12 protein-coding genes are annotated in these 16750 nt (G+C 74.7%); 4 read left to right on the top strand and 8 right to left on the bottom strand.

The window, feature by feature from the left end; all coding sequences use genetic code 11:
- Positions 1-47 precede the first annotated feature (47 nt).
- The 6 genes from ACIRVF_RS23900 to ACIRVF_RS23875 form a co-directional block, all read right to left on the bottom strand.
- Positions 48-4823 (bottom strand): DNA repair ATPase, encoded by a 4776-nt coding sequence (locus tag ACIRVF_RS23900; RefSeq protein ID WP_402821203.1) that lies wholly within the window; start codon positions 4821-4823, stop codon positions 48-50.
- Positions 4824-4843: 20 nt separating this feature from the next.
- The gene (locus tag ACIRVF_RS23895) at positions 4844-6865 is read right to left on the bottom strand and encodes a flotillin family protein (protein ID WP_402821200.1); all 2022 of its coding nucleotides are present in this window, start codon (positions 6863-6865) and stop codon (positions 4844-4846) included.
- 63 nt (positions 6866-6928) lie between these two features.
- Positions 6929-7714, bottom strand: a complete 786-nt coding sequence (locus ACIRVF_RS23890; RefSeq protein WP_402821197.1) for a hypothetical protein — start codon at positions 7712-7714, stop codon at positions 6929-6931.
- Between the two features lie 478 nt (positions 7715-8192).
- Positions 8193-8849, bottom strand: a complete 657-nt coding sequence (locus ACIRVF_RS23885; protein WP_402821194.1) for a DUF4232 domain-containing protein — start codon at positions 8847-8849, stop codon at positions 8193-8195.
- Between the two features lie 576 nt (positions 8850-9425).
- Entirely contained in the window at positions 9426-10541 is a 1116-nt protein-coding gene (locus ACIRVF_RS23880) for a PucR family transcriptional regulator (RefSeq protein WP_402821191.1), read from the bottom strand.
- Positions 10542-10617: 76 nt separating this feature from the next.
- On the bottom strand, positions 10618-11388 hold the full coding sequence (locus tag ACIRVF_RS23875) for a GntR family transcriptional regulator (RefSeq protein WP_402821188.1): 771 nt from the start codon (positions 11386-11388) through the stop codon (positions 10618-10620).
- Positions 11389-11569: 181 nt separating this feature from the next.
- Here ACIRVF_RS23875 and ACIRVF_RS23870 point away from each other — a divergent pair, with 181 nt between their 5' ends.
- Positions 11570-12331 (top strand): tyrosine-protein phosphatase, encoded by a 762-nt coding sequence (locus ACIRVF_RS23870; protein WP_402821185.1) that lies wholly within the window; start codon positions 11570-11572, stop codon positions 12329-12331.
- A 41-nt stretch (positions 12332-12372) separates the two neighbouring features.
- Positions 12373-12942 carry a hypothetical protein gene (locus ACIRVF_RS23865; protein WP_402821182.1) on the top strand — a complete coding sequence of 190 codons (570 nt, stop codon included), beginning with the start codon at positions 12373-12375 and terminating at the stop codon, positions 12940-12942.
- Between the two features lie 18 nt (positions 12943-12960).
- On the opposite strand, the gene ACIRVF_RS23860 is transcribed toward ACIRVF_RS23865, so the two are convergent.
- Together ACIRVF_RS23860 and ACIRVF_RS23855 are read right to left on the bottom strand one after the other, a co-directional pair.
- Entirely contained in the window at positions 12961-13821 is an 861-nt protein-coding gene (locus ACIRVF_RS23860; protein WP_402821179.1) for an ABC transporter permease subunit, read from the bottom strand.
- Positions 13818-14729 (bottom strand): ABC transporter ATP-binding protein, encoded by a 912-nt coding sequence (locus ACIRVF_RS23855; protein WP_402821176.1) that lies wholly within the window; start codon positions 14727-14729, stop codon positions 13818-13820. Before ACIRVF_RS23855 ends, ACIRVF_RS23860 begins: the two co-directional genes overlap by 4 nt.
- Positions 14730-14862: 133 nt before the next feature.
- On the opposite strand from ACIRVF_RS23855, the gene ACIRVF_RS23850 reads away from it, so the two are divergent.
- Together ACIRVF_RS23850 and ACIRVF_RS23845 are read left to right on the top strand one after the other, a co-directional pair.
- Complete coding sequence (locus tag ACIRVF_RS23850; RefSeq protein WP_402821173.1) at positions 14863-16071, top strand: sensor histidine kinase; 1209 nt, start codon at positions 14863-14865, stop codon at positions 16069-16071.
- On the top strand, positions 16068-16724 hold the full coding sequence (locus ACIRVF_RS23845; protein WP_402821170.1) for a response regulator: 657 nt from the start codon (positions 16068-16070) through the stop codon (positions 16722-16724). The genes ACIRVF_RS23850 and ACIRVF_RS23845 overlap by 4 nt, the downstream gene beginning before the upstream one ends.
- Positions 16725-16750 lie beyond the last annotated feature (26 nt).

Raw genomic sequence — 16750 nt, 5'->3', positions numbered from 1 at the left:
CTCAATGAGCAGGGGTTCACTTTGAGGGGTGTAGCCAGCTACACCCCTCAGGCCTCCCGCCAGATCCGCTTCAGTTCCGCCCACCGCCGCGCCTGCTCCGGCGTCAGGGCGTCGCGCAGTTCGGCGAGCTTCAGCAGCTGGGCCTCGGCGTCGGCGCCGAGCGGTTGGGCCTCGGCCCGGTAGTGGTCGGCGAGCAGGGCGTCCAGTTCGGGCCGGGTGAGCGCGGGGTCGAGGCGCTGGGCGAGCTTGGCCATGTTGCGGTAGGAGCCCTGGAGCAGGAACGGCGGCTCGGTGCGGGCGCGGTCGTCCTGGGCGGCCGAGGCCAGGTAGGCCCGGTTGACGGCCAGGACGGTGCCGCGCAGGTGGAGCAGCCCGGCCAGGACGGCGGTCATCCGCTCCACCTCGGCGGCCGGCCAGGCGCCGCCCAGGGTGCCGCCGGGGGTGCCCGCGGCCCGGGCGAGCAGGGTGTCCAGGTCGGCGCGCTCGGCGGTGGCGAGCGGGGCGAGGTGGGGGTTGGCGGGCAGGGCGTTCTCGATGAAGCTGAGCGCGAAGAGGTCCTCGCGCCCGGCGACGGCGTCGCCGAGGTTCCAGACGTCGGCCCGGTTGGCGAGCATGTCGGGCAGCCGGAAGAGCCGGCCGGACTCGGTGTACGGATTGGCGGCCATCACCACGGCGAAGCGCTTGCCGCGCAGGTCCCACTCGCGGGCCTCGCCGTCCCGGACGCCGTCGATCCGGCGCTGGGCGTCGCACAGCGGGATGAAGCGCTGCAGGAACTCGGGCGAGGTGTGCTGGATGTCGTCCAGGTAGAGCAGCACGTTGTCGCCCGCGTGCAGGGCGAAGTTGAGCTTCTCCAGCTCGCGGCGGGCGGTGGCGTCGGGAGCCTCGGCCGGGTCCAGCGAGGTGACGCGGTGGCCGAGCGCCGGGCCGCTGACCGTGACCAGCAGCAGGCCGAGCCGCTCGGCGAGGTACTCGACCAGCGTGGTCTTGCCGTAGCCGGGCGGGGAGACGAGCAGCAGCAGGCCGCTGCGGTCGACCGGCCCGCCGGAGTCGACGGTGCCGAGCTGCTTGGCGAGGTTGTCGCCGATCAGCGGCAGGTACACCTGGTCGATCAGCCGGTTGCGGACGAAGCCGTTGAGCGGTGCGGGGCGGTACCGGTCGAGCCGCAGCCGGGTGTGCTCGGCGGCCAGCAGCTCGGCGCGCAGCCGCCGGTAGGCGCGGTGTCCGGGCACCTCGACGGACTCGAACTCGCGCACGCGCGCGAGGAGTTCGTCCAGCCGCAGGTCCAGGGCGCCGCCGGAGATCCGCGGGTGGTCGCCGAGCAGTCCGGTGAGCCGGGTGGCCACGGCGCCCTCGGCGGGGCGGCGCGGCAGCGAGGGGCAGAGCAGTACGGCGGCGGCCTCGGCGAGGTCGCCCGGGTCGGCGTCGGGTGCGGACGACTCCAGCCAGGCGGTGGCCAGTTGGCGCCGGGCGGGGAGCAGCGCCGGGTCCTCCGGCAGGGCGGCCAGCGCCTCCGTGAGCCCGGCGGACTCGGGGGCGGCGTGGAACTTGTCCAGCAGTGCGGCCGCGCCCGCCGAGTGGACGAAGGCCGGTGTCGCGGCGACGAGTTCGGCCACCAGGTAGCCACCGGCGTCCGGCGCATCCGGCGTGAACTCCGCTATGGCGACAGACAGTTCGGAGGCCAGCGCGGCCAGCGCCGGTACCGGCCCGTACGCCTGGCGGGCGAGGCCGAGGGAGCGGGCCCGGGTGTGCCAGACCAGCCGTCGGCGCTCGTCCGTACCGTACGCCCAGTACAGCTGGGCCGCCGCCCGGGTGGCTGCGGGGTGGCGCAACAGGCCTGCCTCGGATCCGAGTTCGAGCAGGGCGCGGAGTACCAGGGCGGCGTCGTGGTCGTGCACCCCGCGCTGGTAGCCCTCGTCCGGGCGCTGTTCGGCGGCCCGGCGGACGTACTCCAGCAGGGCGTCCCAGTCCGCCGGCCCGTCCACCGGCAGGGAGCCCGGCAGCGCCTCCGCCGTCAGCGCGTCCGGAGCGGCGGCCAGCAGCAGGCTCCCGGCCAGGTACTCGGCGCGGTAGAGCGCGGGAGACTCGGAGGGCAGCGGCCGGTCCCAGTACCGCTCGGTGGCGGCGAAGGCCGGGTCGGTGACGGGGGAGCGGTAGTCGGTGCCGGTGAGGGTGAAGGCGGCCCGGCCGTGCCAGGGCAGCAGGGTGAGTTCGGGGCGCTGGGTGGTGACCGCGAACAGGTGGCGGCCCAGCCGCAGGGTGCCCGGGCCGTCCCCGGCGAGTTCGGCGCGGTCGCGCAGGGCGCGGTGGGCGCGGCCGCGGGCGGCGCGCAGCCGCCCGGTCAGCTCCTCGGCCCGGACCCGGTCGCCGAGTTCGGTCAACTGCCGGGCCAGGTCGCGGAGTTTGACGGCGGTCGGGTCGGCCGCGAGCGTGGTCTCGATCTCCTCGGGAGTGTCGAGGGCGGCGAGGCGGCGGTGCAGGGTGTCGAGGACGCGCTCGGCGGAGGCGGCCAGCCGGTCGGCCCGGCGGGCCCGCTCCTCCAGCAGGTGCTGGCGGCGGGCGGTGAGCGCGTCGTGGATTCCGGTGCGCCGCTCGGCGAGCTGCTCGCCGAGCGCCGGGTCGGCGTCGGCGAAGCGGGTCTCCAGCTGCTCGACCCGCAGCAGCAGCCGGCCGAGCCGGTCGTCGCAGGCCTCCGGGGTGTCGGCGGCGGCGAGGGCGGCGGTGACGGCCTGGGCGAGCAGCGCGGTCTCGGCGGCGAACTCGGCGGCGGCCTCGCGGGTGCGCAGCTCCCGGCGTCGCACGGTCAGGGTGGTGCGGGCCCGGTTGAGCAGCCCGAGCACGTCGGCGAGCCGGTCCAGGATCGCGGTACGGGTGGTGGCGTCGGCCAGGTCGAGGGTGCCGACCAGCTCGGAGACGGTCTGCAGGGCCTCGCTCTGCTCGCCGAGCCGCTCGGCCAGCGGTTCCGCCTCGGCGGCGGTGGCGATGGCCGCGCTCTGCTCGGCCAGTTCACCGGCCCGGCGCCGGTGCGGCTCGAAGGCGGCGGGTTCGGCGAGCTGGACCACCGCCCGGTCGGCAGCCTCGGCCAGCCCGGCGGCGAGGTGCTCGGCGAGTGCGTCGATCCGCTGCCCGTCCACCCGCGGCAGGTCGCGCAGCGCCTCGACCCGGCCCTGGGCGCGGCGCAGTGCGGCCAGCCGGTCGACCCACTCGGCGGCGTCGGCGAGGGTATCGCCGCGCGCGGTGCGCAGCAGGCCCTCGACGTGCTCGGCGGTCTCCTCGGTGCGGGCCGCGGCGTGCGCGGTGAGCCGGGCGATCGCCTCGTACTCGGCGATCACCTGCCGGGCGGTGTCGCGGATCTCGGCGAGCGGCGCGGCGAGGTCGCCGAGGCCGTCCTGGCCGAGCCAGTGGTGCCGGTCGGTGGTGCGGGTGCAGGCGGCGAGCACGGCCCGGTGCCCGGCCGGGGTGTCGGCGCCGGCCGCGGCCAGCCGGGCCAGGGCCAGGCAGTCGGCCAGGCCGCGGACCAGGTCGGCGTTCCCGATCCGGGCCAAAGGTCCTGTGCCGGAGGGCTGTTGGGCGGCGTGGCGCTCGCTGGTGAACGGGCTCCGCCACAGCTGCACGGGGTGCAGCCGGGTGGGGCCGTCCTCGGCCGGGCGCAGCGCGATCAGGGTGCCGTCGTCGAGCAGCGCGTAGCCCTGGCAGGCGAGCGGGGCGGCGGCCTCCTGGCGGACGGAGTTGTACGGCTGGAGCAGGGCGTGTCCGTCGACGGCGGAGCGGAACTCGTACAGCACGTCCTCGCCGTTGGGGGAGAGCAGGGTGCGCTCGTACACCAGGCCGTCCACCGGCTGGTCGAAGACGCGCACGGTGCCGTCGGCGAGGTGGCAGCCGCCGGGGAAGGCCACGCCCTGGTCGGCGGGCAGCCGCAGGCAGGCCCGGCCGAGCGCGTCGATCCTGGTGACGCGGCCGGTGGGCAGGTGCACCACCAGGTGCCGGACGGTCTCCTCCTGGTACGGGCGCACCCGCACCAGGAGCAGGGTGGCGAGCCGGGCGTGGGCGATCCGGGCGTCGGCGAGGGTCTGCAAGGCCTCGGCGAGCGGCTCGTGGTGGAGTTCGCGGCCGTCGGGGGTGGTGAGGGTGAGCCGGCCGCCGTCCACGCCGAGGCGGAGTTCCCCGGCGAGGTCGGCGCGCGGCGCGGTGCCGGGGGCGGCGGGCAGCTGGTCGTCCCGGGTGAGGGGCGTCCAGTGGAGCTGCTGGCCCTCCGCGGGGGCGTGGTCGCGCTCGCCGCGCCCGTCCTGGTAGTCGGCCCGGTCGTCGTCGAGGCGCCAGCGCAGCACCCGGACGTCGGCGGCGGCCGGGCCGGTGCGGAAGACGGCGAGCAGCCGGCCGCCGACCGGGCGCAGCCGTTCCAGCCGGGCGTCGCGGAAGTAGCGGCGCAGGTCGGCGAGGTCCTGGCGCAGCCGGGGGTCGTCCAGCAGGGTGCCCTCGGCGGGAGCGGGGGACAGGTCGGGGTGGTGGAGGCCGAGGACGTCCCCCGGGTCGTCGGCGTCCGTGGTCTCGGCGGGCCGGGTGCCGAGCAGCAGCATCCCGGCGGCGGCGGTGAGGTCCTGCGGCAGGCAGGGCCGGGCGGTGGTGAGCCGCCCGGTGCCGGTGAGCCGCAGCTCCCCGCCGCCGAACTCCTCGACCCGGCGGGCGTTCAACGCCTGCGCGCGGTCGGCGAGTTCGGCGGCGGCCCGGGCGAGCCGGTCGCGCAGGACCTCGTAGGTGCCGGCGTCGAGCCGGGTGTCGGGGGCGTCCACGGTCAGTTCCTCGGGTGCTCGGGGGCGGCCGGTCATCCGGCCGCCCCTTCGGGTCGTTACCTGGAGCCGTTCGCCGAGGCGGCGGACAGCGCTCCGATCGGCGTCTCGGCGATCCCCAACTTCCCTGCCGAGTCCAGCAGTTGCCGCAGCTGCCCGGACTGCTCGCCGCCGCTGCCGATCAGCTGGAGCAGCAGCGCGGAGACCGTCAGGTTCTGCACGTCCGCGGTGGACACCGAGGACAGCACCCGGGTGAGGTCCTCGGTGAAGCCGCCCCGTCCGTCCAGCCACGGCCCGGCCAGGGTCCGGGCGGTCTCCGAGTGGCCGACGAAGGCGTCGACGCTCCTGCCGGCCGTCACCGACTGCACCAGCTTGTCGAAGAACACCGAGTCCCCGCCGACGATGTCGATCTTCGCCTTCTCCAGGCCGGTCGCGACCAGCGCGGCCTGCGCCTCGGCGATCTGCCGCTGCGCCTCCAGCCCGGCGAGGCGGACGTCCTTCTCGGCGGCCAGCCGCAGCCGGTACTCCTCGTGCTCCCGCGAGGCCTCGTCCAGCTTGGCCATCGCCGCGGCCTTCTCGGTCAGGCCCTCGGCCTCCGCCTTCAGCTTGGCGCCGACCTCCAGCGCGGCCGCCTTGGCCTTCTCGGCCTGCACGGCGGCCTCGGCGCGGCCGACCTTCTCCATCGCCGCGGCCTCCTGCTCCCGCACCTGCACCCGGGCCAGCCCCTCGGCGGCGGCCTCCGCCCGGACGCCCTCGGCCAGCTTGACCTTGGCGGCCGCGTCCAGCTCGGCGGCCTGCTGCCGGGCCTCGGCCAGCACCAGCGACTCGCGGGCCTTGTGCGAGGCGGCCTGCTCGGCGGCCTCGGCGGCCTTGATGTCCTTGACGAGCTTCTCCTGCGCCTCCGCCTCGGCCTGGATGACGACGGCCTTGCGCACCCGCTCGGCCTCCTCGGTGGCCCGCAGCGTCTTGACGGCCTCCTCCTGCTCGGCGACGGTGCGCTCGACCGCGACCCGCTCGCGGACCACGTCGGCGACCTCCCGGCGGCGGGACTCGACCTCCTTGGTCTTGGCCATCACGGCGAGTTCGGTCTCCCGCTCGCGGCCGACGACCTCCAGCAGCCGGTCCTTCTCGATCCGCTCGTTCTCCACCGCGATCACCCGCTCGCGGTTCTTCTGCGCCACCGCGACCTCGCGGGCCTGGTTCTCCCGCTGCACGCCGAGCAGTTCCTCGGTGCGCAGGAAGGCGGTCTGGGCGTTGAGCCGCTCCTCCTCCTGCACCCGGGCGATCACCGCGTCCTCCTTGGCCCGCAGGGTCTCGATCTCGCGGCGCTGGCGGATCTCGGCGTCGGCCTGCCGGCGTTCGAGCTCCAGGACGGTCTCCCGGGCGTCCACGTTCTGCCGGGTGATCTCCTTCTCCTCGTTGCGCTGGTACTCGTTGGTGCGCACGTGCTCGATGGCGGTCAGCTCGGTGATCTTGCGGATGCCCTGGGCGTCCAGGATGTTGTCGCCGTCCAGCTGGCTCATCGGAGTCTGTTCGAGGTGGTCGATGGCCGCGTCCTCAAGGGTGTAGCCGTTGAGGTCGGTGCCGATGACCGCGATGATCTGGTCCCGGAACTCGTGCCGGTGGGTGTACAGGTCGGTGAAGTCCAGCTGCTTGCCGACGGTCTTGAGCGCCTCGGCGAACTTGGCCGCGAAGAAGTCCTGGATCGCCTGCGGGTCGCTGGCCCGGGCGGTGCCGATCGACTGCGCCACCTTGACGACGTCCTCGACGGTCTTGTTCACCCGGACGAAGAAGGAGATCCGGATGTCCGCCCGGATGTTGTCCCGGCAGATCAGGCCGTCCCGGCCGGCCCGGTGGATCTCCACCGTCTTCGCCGTGATGTCCATCAGCTCGGCCTTGTGCAGGATCGGCAGGACGATCGCGCCGGTGAAGGTGACGTCCACCTTCCTGGTCCGCGAGACGATCAGGGCCTTGCCCTGCTCGACCTTCTGGAACAGGCGGCCCACGAAGAGCAGGACGGCGAGCAGGATGAGCAGCACGACGGCGACGAGCACGCCGAAACCCACGGCGATGGTGTCCATCACGGAGTCCTTTGACGAGATGGTGGTGCGAAGTGGTGGGTGGATCGCTGGAACGATGCGATGTCAGATGCCCGGCGGGGACGGGTCGAACGGCGCGACCAGGAAGTGTTCGCCGTCCGGGTCGTAGTCGTAGATCAGCGCGGTGCGCCCGGCCGTCAGCCCCGGCTCGGCGTCGGGGGTACGGACCTGGACGGTCGCGGTGGAGCCGTCCTCGGCGGTCACCTCGGCCTGCCCGAAGTCGGCGGTCACCCGGCCGGTGCGGATCACGCAGACCCGGCCCACGAAGTCGGCCCGGGTGACCGGCCGGTCCTCCGGGAAGAGCCGCCGCAGCGGCCGGACGAGCACCCGGGTGCCCGCCCAGGAGGCGACCAGCGCGACGGCGAACACGCCGCCGCGCGCCGGTGCCCCCGAGGTGAGGACGGTGCCGGCCAGGCTGACGAACCAGGCGAGCGCGACCAGCAGCGAAACCGCCACCGTCGCGGGCACCCCGCCCAGCCCCAGCGCGTCCAGCACGCCCCCGTGGTGGCCGTTCCCGTGCTCGGAACCGTGGGCACTCCCCCCGCCGGCGCTCCCCCCGCCGGCACCGTGCCCGCCGGGCGTCCCGTGGGCCACGCTCCCCCCGACACCGTGCCCCCCGGCACCGTGTCCGACGTGACCCACCGGGCCCCCGTGCCCGGCGTGCCCGGCACCCAGGTGGTGCCCGACGCCGTGCCCCCCGTGCACGGCGTCGAACCCCAGGCCGCCGATCAGCATCAGCAGCCAGTACCCGACGACCACCACCAGCGCGAAGCTGAACAACGCCGTCGGAAAGGACAGCGCGGCCGCGAAGAAGTCCCCCGTCCCGGCCATGCTCCCCCGCCCTTCCGACGGCGCCGCACATCGGCGCCGGGGAGATCATGGCAGCGGGGGACGCACCCGCACATTGCCAGGATCCGGCAATCTTTACGGCTCTTTGACACCCTGGTACGCGCGTGCCCCGTGACACTGCAACAGTCGGGCAACAGGACGGCTCCGGGCAGGTCATCCGGGGTTTGCGGGCCCCTCCCGGAGGCGGTCACGGAGGCAGCGCCGCCGTCAACGCCCCGGCCTCCCCCCGCTCGTCCGCGCCGCAGCCCGCTTCGAAGGCGGCCGGCTGGTCGAGCGCCCCGCGGTGGCCGTGGTCCGGACGAGCGGTGACGCCCGGTGCGAGGGCGGCCTCGATCCGGCGGTGCGCTCCTCGCCGGAGGTCCGGCCCACCGCGTCACCGTGCCGGGTCGGCCGCGGCGCATGTCAGGGAGTGGGGTGGGGTGGGGTCCGGTCGGGGTGGGGTCCGGTTGGGGGCTCGTGGTCACTGGCCCTGGCCGGCGCTTCCCATCGGGCCGATCTTCACGGGGGATCCGTTGGTGTCCGTGGCGGGCAGCGAACCGGCGCCGGGCCAGGGCAGGGTGACGGGCTGGGTCTCGTCCGGCGGGGTCACGACCAGGCCGGTGATCCGCAGGCCGGAGCCGCCCGTGTTGTTGGGCGGGTAGCTGATGCCGAAGTAGGTCGACTTGCCGGGTGCGATGACGGCAGTGACGGCCGGCTGGCCGGTGCGGTCCGCGGACAGTGCGCCCGAGGGGGTCTTCAGGTCGACGCCGGCGTAGCCGGAGAGCGTGCAGTCCTTGTCGCTGTGGTTCTTCAGCTCGACCACGACGGTGTTGTCGGGGTCGCCGGTGATGGTGCGGTCCGTGGCGGTGACGGTCAGGTCCGCGGTCCGGCACTTGGCGGTCTTCGCGGCGGTGCCGGAGCCGGCCGGTGCGGCGGTGGCCGGTGTGCCGGTCTTGCCCGGCTTGCCGGTGGCCGGTGCGTGCGTGGCCGGTGCGTTCGTGGCCGGGCCGCCGGTGGATGCCGCGGGGGCGGTGGTCGGGGTGCCCTGGGCGGTGTCCAGGTCGTCGTTCTGGCAGGCGGTGAGCGCGAGGGCGGCGGCGGCGGCCAGGGCGGCGAAGGCGATCTTGCGGACGCGCACGGTGTTCTCCTCTGGGGCGGTGGTGCCTTGTGCTCGGTGCGAGCGGGTTTCGAAAGCAGGGACTGTCCTGCCGGGGGAGCCGTTGCGCCCGGGCCGCCCTCAGGACAGGGCTGTGACATGTACCGCCGAATCCACCCCCGCGGTCGCCCGCCGTGCCGTGCCGCATCCTGGCGCCGACCTGCCCTGACGCCCGGTTGGCCGGCCGCCGCGCACTGTTGACGTCGTTTCCGATCACCGGGACAGAGCCGTGACGCGGACGATCTTGACCACGGACTCGACAGCACCGCCCGCCCCGGCACACCGGCCCGTCGGCGCGGCGTCGGCCTCAGGGTGTTCGCGCAGCCACCCGACCAGGGCCCGGGTGGCGCACCGCGGTGGCGTATCGCCGGGGGAGATCCGGCAGCCCACCGGCAGCGTCGCACCCGGCGTCCGTTCAGCAGCCGTGACCACCTCGGTCTCCCGCCGGCCGCCGAGTGACGCCGCCGCAACATCGGGCCGCCCCGGTCCTTGCGGCCCGGAGCCCGTACTGGTCGCAGCCGTCAACGAGTGGCTGTGACCAGCACTTTCGCAACAGGCCTAGAGGGGCTGCTCCGGCCAGTTCAGCAGCCGCGCGCCCATGGCCGCCGTCTCCAGCGTGAACCGCTGCAACGCGTCCGCCGGGTCGTACCCCGTGAGGGCCTTGATCCGCTCCAGCCGGTAGCCGAGGGTGCGCACGCTCAGCCCCAGCCGGCGCGCCGCCTCCGCGTTCACGTACGCCGCCTCCGCCTGCACCGCGATGGTGTCCAGCAGCGGACGGGCGCCGCCGCGCGCCTCGCTCAGCGGGCCGAGCACGCTGCGCACCAGGTCGGCCATCGCCGCCCGGTCCCGCATCAGCACCGGGAAGACCAACAGCTCCTCGGCCCTCAGCCGGCAGGCCGGCAGGTCCAGTCGCTGGGCGTAGTCCAGTGCGTCCAGCGCCTCGTCGTAGCTGCGCAGCACCCCGCTCGCGCCCGAGTGCCGGCGCCCGGTCGCGACCCGCAGCACCGGGCGGTAGCCGGGGCCGGGGCGCAGCGTCAGGTCCGCGAAGGCGTCCAGCACGGCCCGCTCGGAGTCCGGGGCGATGCACACCAGCCGGCCGTCCTTGCCGGCGAGCAGGACGTCCCGCTCGCCGAACCGCCCGGCCAGCTCCCGCTCCACCCGGTGCACCATCGGATGGACGTCCGCGAACGGCTCGTCGCCGACCGCCACCGCCACCGTGTACGCGCCCGCAAGCCGCAGCCCGAACCGCTCCGCGCGCTCGGCGAGCAGGCCGAGGTCGCTGCGGCCGTGCAGCAGGTCGTCGATGAACTCCCTTCGGGCGGCCTCCTCCTGGCGGACCGCCAGGCGCTGCGAGCGCTCGTGCCCCTCGCCGAGCGCGGCCAGCGCCGCGTCAGTGGCGGCCAGCACCGCGTCGCCCGTCCGGCGCAGCTCGCCGACGCTGGCCGCGGCCGTCGCCCCGGGCAGCGTCTGCCAGGCCCGCCGGGCCGCCGCCAGGCAGTGCGAGACCACCTCGCGCAGCCCGTAACCGGCCTCGGCGCACTGCCCGCCGAGCCGGCGCAGCCGCTCCAGCTCGTCCCGGCGCAGCAGGCGCCCGGTGCGGGAGACGTCGGCGAGCAGGACGAGGTACGCCTCGGCCAGCTCGGTGGGTATGTCGCAATCGTCGGTCTCGATCACCGTGTTCTGCCAACCCGTGCGGCCTGGATTTCGGGCGGTGAACCCTATCAGGGTCCTCACGGCCGGGGCTCGCGCCCTACCGCTCGCGGAAGTGCAGCACGAAGCGCGCGCTGCTGCCGTCGATCCGCCGCCGGACGTACAGCGACGGGGTGCCGTCCGGGGTGCAGCTGACGCCCTCGCGCACCAGCAGCGGGGTGCCCGCGGGTACGCCCAGCAGCTCCGCGTCCGCGAGGTCCGCGCCGATCGCGCCGAAGGCCCGCCAGTCGTACTCCAGCTCCACCCCGGCCGCCCGGGCCAGGTCCCGCACCAGGTTCCCGGTGTGCCCGGGCCGCACCAGCTCGGCGGGCAGCGGCCCGAACGGGACCCAGTAGCTGCACGCCGCCCGGGCCCGCCCGCCGAGGCGGATCACCGAGTCGAGGCGGGACAGCCCGCCGGGGGCCCGGCCGAGCTGGCGGGCGGCCTCCTCGTCCTCCGCCGAGCCGGTGACCGGCGGGGCGGCGACCACGAACTCGCCGTCCCCCTGCTCCCCCTCGGGCAGGGCCTCGTGCACACTGCCCAGGTCGAAGCGCTGGCTGCGCGGGTCCACCGCGATCGAGACGCGGACGGCCGGCGGGCGGACGAAGGTGCCCACGCCCCGGCGGATCTCCACCACGGCCGCCCGCTCCAGCTCCGCGACGGCCTGCCGCACGGTCAGCCGGTTCACGCCGAACTCGGCGCTCAGTTCCGGCTCGCTCGGCAGCCGGGCGCCCGCCGGGTAGCCGCCGGCGTCGATCCGCTCCTGGAGCCGGCGGGCCAGCCGGCGGTACAGCGGGGTGTTGGGGGGAGTGCTCGGGAGGTTCGTCGCCACGCACCCGATCCTACGAAGCCCACGAGGCCGCGGGCCGCCGCTCCGGCTCGCCCTGGCGGCCCGACGGGGGTGGGATGGAAAGGTGCTCCGAACCCCTGGCGGGGATTGGACATCTAGACGTCTAGATGTCCTACTGGATGTCCTTTCCCTCCGTGTGCGGCTCCACCGAAAGGCCCCTCGCATGTCCCTGGTCAACTTCCGCGACCCCGCCGTCCTCAGCGACCCCGACGGCCTGCGGATCCGCCCCGGTGTGCTGTACCGCTCCGCCCAGCCCTACCCGGCCGCCGACGAGGCCGTGGTCGCCCAGCTGCGGTCCTGCGACATCCGCACCGTCGTCGACCTGCGCGACCCCCGCGAGACCCGGCCCGCCGACTGGGCCGCCGCCGAAGCCGCCGGGATAGCCGTCGTCGCCGCCCCGGTCAACCCCGCCACCGACGTCCTCACCGCCCACATGGCGACCATGACCACCGCCGCCGACCTCGGCGAGTTCTACCTGCTACTCGCCGAGTCCGCCCCCGAGGCCGTCGCCGCCGCCGTCGAGGCCGCCACCCGCCCCGGCGCCGTCCTGCTGCACTGCGCCGCCGGCAAGGACCGCACCGGGCTGCTCACCGCCCTGCTGCTCGACCTCCTCGACGTCCCCGCCGAACGGATCGTCGACGACTACGCCCGCACCGCCGACGCCCTCCCGCAGATCTTCGCCAACCTCGCCGAGCGCCACCGCACCGCTCTCAACGGCAGCGGCACCACCCGCGTCACCGACTCCGAGGGCCGCCACCTCCGCATCCCGGCCCCCCTCCTCCAGGCTCCCGCCGAGGCCATGTCCGTCTTCCTCACCCACGTCCGTACCCGCCACGGCGGCGCCGCCTCCTTCCTCCCCGCCTGCGGCATCCCGGCCGCCACCCTCACCGCCTTCCGCACCAAGGCCGCCGCCCTCACGGCCTGAGCAAGGGCCGCTGTCGGTGCCCGCGGCTACGCTCGGGGGCCATGAGCTACTCGGGCATGTGGTTCCTGGTCCCCGCTCCCGCCGCGGCGATCGAGCGGCACGGGCCGAGGCTGCGGGCGCTGCTCGACGGGCACGCGGCGGAGCCGGGGAACGCCGCGCTGCGGCGACGCTGGGAGCGGGGGGAGGGGTTCGGTGCGGACGAGCTGGAGGCCCTGGTGTCCGGCCCGTTCGGTTGGGACGTCAACGTCAACGGGTTGTACGACGCCTGGAACGACTGCGGTACGGAGATCGGGCCGGCCCTCTGCGTCTCCGCCCGCAACCGCTACCCGGTGCTCGGGCTGGCCCACGCCCTCGGCCCCGAGCGGCTGGCGGGCCTGCCGGGCTGGTTCGGGGACCTGGTCCTCACCCCGGAGGAGGTGCGGGCGGCGCTGCCGGCCGTGGAGGGGGTGTTCGACCTGGACGGGACCGCACGGGCGGCGGCGAAGGAGCGGGCGTACGAGGTGCTGGGTGACTCGGACGACGTCCCCGCCCTGTTCGACGCCGTCGTCCCGGTCTGGCGGGCCGCCGTCGAGGCCGGCCGCGGCATGATCGGTGCCCAGCTCATCCCGTGATCCCGGCGAGGGGACACTTCAGACGTCCCGCCGCCGTACCACGACCACCGTCACCGCCACCGAGACGGCCGCCCAGGCGCCCATGGTGATCCAGGAGTCCAGCACGCTCGGCGCCCACTTGCTGATCGTGGAGTTGGAGTCGGGGTTGTAGGTGAGCCGGTTGATGGTGGCCATCGGCAGGTGGCTGCCGATCTCGTTGAGCCACCGGTAGCGGTCCCCGCCGAACATCAGCGGCAGGATGAAGAGCAGCATCACCAGCGAGACGATCGAGGCGGTGGCGTGCCGCAGCAGCGCGCCCAGGGCCATCCCGATCAGCGCGCAGACCGGCACGATCGCCGCATAGGCGATGACCGCCTGGAGGCTGACCCCCTGGGCGATGGAGAGCCCGACGTGCCGGGAGGCCAGCATGGCGTTGCAGGCGAAGAAGGACACCGTGGACACCACCGCCCCGGCCAGCGCGGTGATACCGCCGATCAGCAGCACCTTGGCGGCGATCACCCCGCGCCGGTCGGGCACGGCGGCGAAGGTGGTGCGGATCATGCCGCTGGTGTACTCGCCGAACACGGTGATCGCGCCCAGGCTGCCGGCCGCGATCGCCATCACGTAGCAGGCGATGCTGCTGAGGCTGTGGTAGAGCGCGTCGTAGCGGTACGGGGGGAGGCCGGGTATCGGCCGCGGCGGGTGGTCGATGTACGTCAGGTCGGAGTGGACGGCGTTCAGGTTGATCCCGATCGCCACCAGCGAGGCCAGTGCCAGCACCCAGTACGTCGAGCGCAGCGAGCGCAGTTTGATCCACTCGGCGGCGAGCAGGTCGGTGAACCGGGGTGCCGGGTCCACCGAGCGGGCGCTCTCCGTACGGGTCAGGGTCATGGTGCTCATCGGGCCTCTCCAGCCAGGTACTCGACGCTGTCGGCGGTCAGGGACATGAACGCCGACTCCAGGGGCGACGTCCGGGAGGCGAGCTCGTGCAGCACCACTCCGTGGCGCCGGGCGAGTTCACCGATCCGCTCGGCGGGCATTCCGGTGACCACCGCGAACTGCGGCTCCACCTGGCCGACTTCGGCGCCCTCGGCGCGCAGGGCGTCGGCCAGCAGGGAGAGTTGCGGCGTCCGCACCGTCACGCTGGACTCCGCGTTGCGGGCGGCGAACTCGGCGAGGCTCTCGTCGGCGATCAGCCGGCCGCGGCCGATCACCACCAGCCGGTCGGCGGTGTGCTCCATCTCGGCCATCATGTGGCTGGAGACGAAGACCGTCCGGCCCTCCGCGGCGAGTCGGCGGAACAGCCCGCGCACCCACAGGACGCCCTCCGGGTCCAGTCCGTTGAGCGGCTCGTCGAAGAGCAGCACGGGCGGGTCGCCGAGCAGGGCGCCGGCGATACCGAGCCGCTGCTTCATGCCCAGCGAGTAGCCGCCGATCCGCCGCCCGGCGGCCTTGCCGAGCCCGACCTCGGCCAGCACCTCGTCGACCCGCCCGAGCGGGATCCGGTTGCTGCGGGCGAGCGCCGACAGGTGCGCCTTGGCGCTGCGCCCGCCGTGGACGTCACCCGCGTCCAGCAGGGCGCCGACGTGCCGCAGTCCGCGCGGCCGGCCGGCGAAGGGCACGCCGTCCACGGTGACGGTGCCCTCGGTGGGGGTGTTGAGGCCCAGGATCATCCGGAGCGTGGTGGACTTGCCCGCGCCGTTGGGCCCGAGGAAGCCGGTGACGGTGCCCGGCGGGACGGTGAAGGTCAACTGGTCGACGGCCGTGGTGGCGCCGTACCGCTTGGTCAGTCGCTCGATCTCGATCACGGGGACAACGGTGCCGGTCAGGGGCGTGCCCGGGCATCGGGCGGCGGGACACAACGGGGAGCGGCCGCCCCGCCCCCGGGATTACGCCCGCGGGCCAATGTGGCGCCGCCCGGCCCGCCGCTACCATCGCGGCATGATCATCGAACCTCGCCCGCCCCTGCTCAGGCGCCTGCCCGCGGGCGTGTGGGTGGGGGCGTTCTGGACGGCCATCGTGGTGTTCCGGTTCTTCACCCGGGCCGACGAGAGGCGCCTCCTCTTCGAGTACCACGGCAACGTGGAGGACATGCCCCTGGTGGTCACGGCCGTGGTCACCACCCTGGTGGCCTTCCTGCTGGTCCGGTTGCCGCTGGCGGCCGTCGCGGTGGCGCTGGCGGGCGGCGTCTACGCGCTCGGGATGTGGGGCGTCCCGGAGACGGCCCCGGTGCAGTTCCTGATCGCCGAGACGGTGGTCGCCTACTGCGTGGCCACCCGGTCGCGCCCGGTGTCGACGATCGCGACGGCGATGCCGCTGGCCCTGCTCGCCGGGCTGTTCGTCTGGGGCGCGGTCAACGGCTACGTCGTGAACCCCTACGCCTACGGGGGCCTCGCCGCGACCGTGCTGATCGCCTGGCTGATCGGCAACACCGTCCGCCAGAGCCGCTCCCACACCGAGGCCCTGCGCGGCCGCGCCGCCGAGCAGGTCGTCACCGCCGAACGGCTGCGCATCGCCCGGGAGTTGCACGACATGGTGGCCCACAACATCGGCATCATCGCGATCCAGGCGGGCATGGGCAGCCGGGTCATGGACACCCAGCCCGCCGAGACCCGCAACGCGCTGGAGGCCATCGAGGCCACCAGCCGGGAGACCCTGGCCGGGCTGCGCCGGGTGCTGGGCGCGCTGCGGCAGGGCGAGGGCGAGTCCGCGCCGCTCGAAGTCGCCCCGGGACTGGGCGAGCTGGACCGCCTGGTGGAGAAGGCCGCGGGTGCCGGGGTGCGGGTCGCTCTCACCCGCAGCGGCGAAGCCCGTGCCCTGCCGCCCGAGGTGGACCTCGCCGCCTTCCGGATCGTCCAGGAGGCGGTCACCAACGTGGTCAAGCACTCCGGCACCCGCGACTGCCACATCACGGTCGACTACGGCGCGGAGCAACTCGCCGTCACCGTCCTCGACCTGGGCGCGGGCGCACCGGCCCACCCCACCGGCACCGGCTACGGCCTGGCCGGCATGCGCGAGCGGGTCGCCCTGCTCCACGGCGAGTTCAGCGCCGGCCCACGCCCCGGGGGCGGCTTCCGGGTCGCCGCCCGCCTGCCGATTCCCGCCCGGACCGAAGCGTCCGCGACAGCCACCCCGGAGGTGGGACCGTGATCCGCGTCGTCCTGGTCGACGACCAGCCGCTCATCCGCACCGGCCTGCGGGTGCTCATCGCCGACGCCCCCGACCTGGAGGTGGTCGGGGAGGCCGGCAACGGCGCCGAGGCCGTCGAGCTGGTCACCCGGCTGCGCCCGGACGTCGCCGTGATGGACATCCGGATGCCCGGCATGGACGGCATCGAGGCGACCCGGCGGATCCTCGCCGTTCCCGAACTGCCCACCCACGTACTCGTCCTCACCACCTTCGACGACGACGACTACGTGTACGGCGCGCTGCGCGCCGGGGCGAGCGGCTTCCTGGTCAAGGACCTCGCCCTGGAGACCATCCTGGACGGCGTCCGGGTGGTCGCCGCCGGCGACGCGCTGCTCGCGCCCGGCATCACCCGCCGGCTGATCGGCGAGTTCGCCGCCCGGCCGGACGCCTCCGCCCGGCCCCGGAAGTCCGCCGAGGGCATCACCGAGCGCGAGCGCGAGGTGCTCACCCTGGTCGGCCGAGGCCTGTCCAACACGGAGATCGCCGAGGAGCTCACCATCAGCGTGGCCACCGCCAAGGCGCACGTCGCCCGGCTGTTCACCAAGCTGGACGCCCGTGACCGGGTCCATCTGGTCATCCACGCCTACGAGTTCGGCCTCGTCGCGCCCTCGTAGCGGCGTGCCGTGAACAGCGCGGAGCG

This window comes from Kitasatospora sp. NPDC101157 (assembly GCF_044768255.1).
Classification (GTDB): Bacteria; Actinomycetota; Actinomycetes; order Streptomycetales; family Streptomycetaceae; genus Kitasatospora.
The sequence above is the reverse complement of the archived record's forward strand: the minus strand, read 5'-3'. Positions and strand labels throughout refer to the sequence as shown.

Bases quoted from the DNA above. Each gene is read 5' to 3' on its own strand.
- ACIRVF_RS23865 (WP_402821182.1), top strand. From the start codon at position 12,373: ATGAGCTACTCGGGCATGTGGTTCCTGGTCCCCGCTCCCGCCGCGGCG.
- ACIRVF_RS23850 (WP_402821173.1), top strand. From the start codon at position 14,863: ATGATCATCGAACCTCGCCCGCCCCTGCTCAGGCGCCTGCCCGCGGGC.
- ACIRVF_RS23860 (WP_402821179.1), bottom strand. From the start codon at position 13,821: ATGAGCACCATGACCCTGACCCGTACGGAGAGCGCCCGCTCGGTGGAC.
- ACIRVF_RS23895 (WP_402821200.1), bottom strand. From the start codon at position 6,865: ATGGACACCATCGCCGTGGGTTTCGGCGTGCTCGTCGCCGTCGTGCTG.
- ACIRVF_RS23900 (WP_402821203.1), bottom strand. From the start codon at position 4,823: ATGACCGGCCGCCCCCGAGCACCCGAGGAACTGACCGTGGACGCCCCC.
- ACIRVF_RS23870 (WP_402821185.1), top strand. From the start codon at position 11,570: ATGTCCCTGGTCAACTTCCGCGACCCCGCCGTCCTCAGCGACCCCGAC.
- ACIRVF_RS23890 (WP_402821197.1), bottom strand. From the start codon at position 7,714: ATGGCCGGGACGGGGGACTTCTTCGCGGCCGCGCTGTCCTTTCCGACG.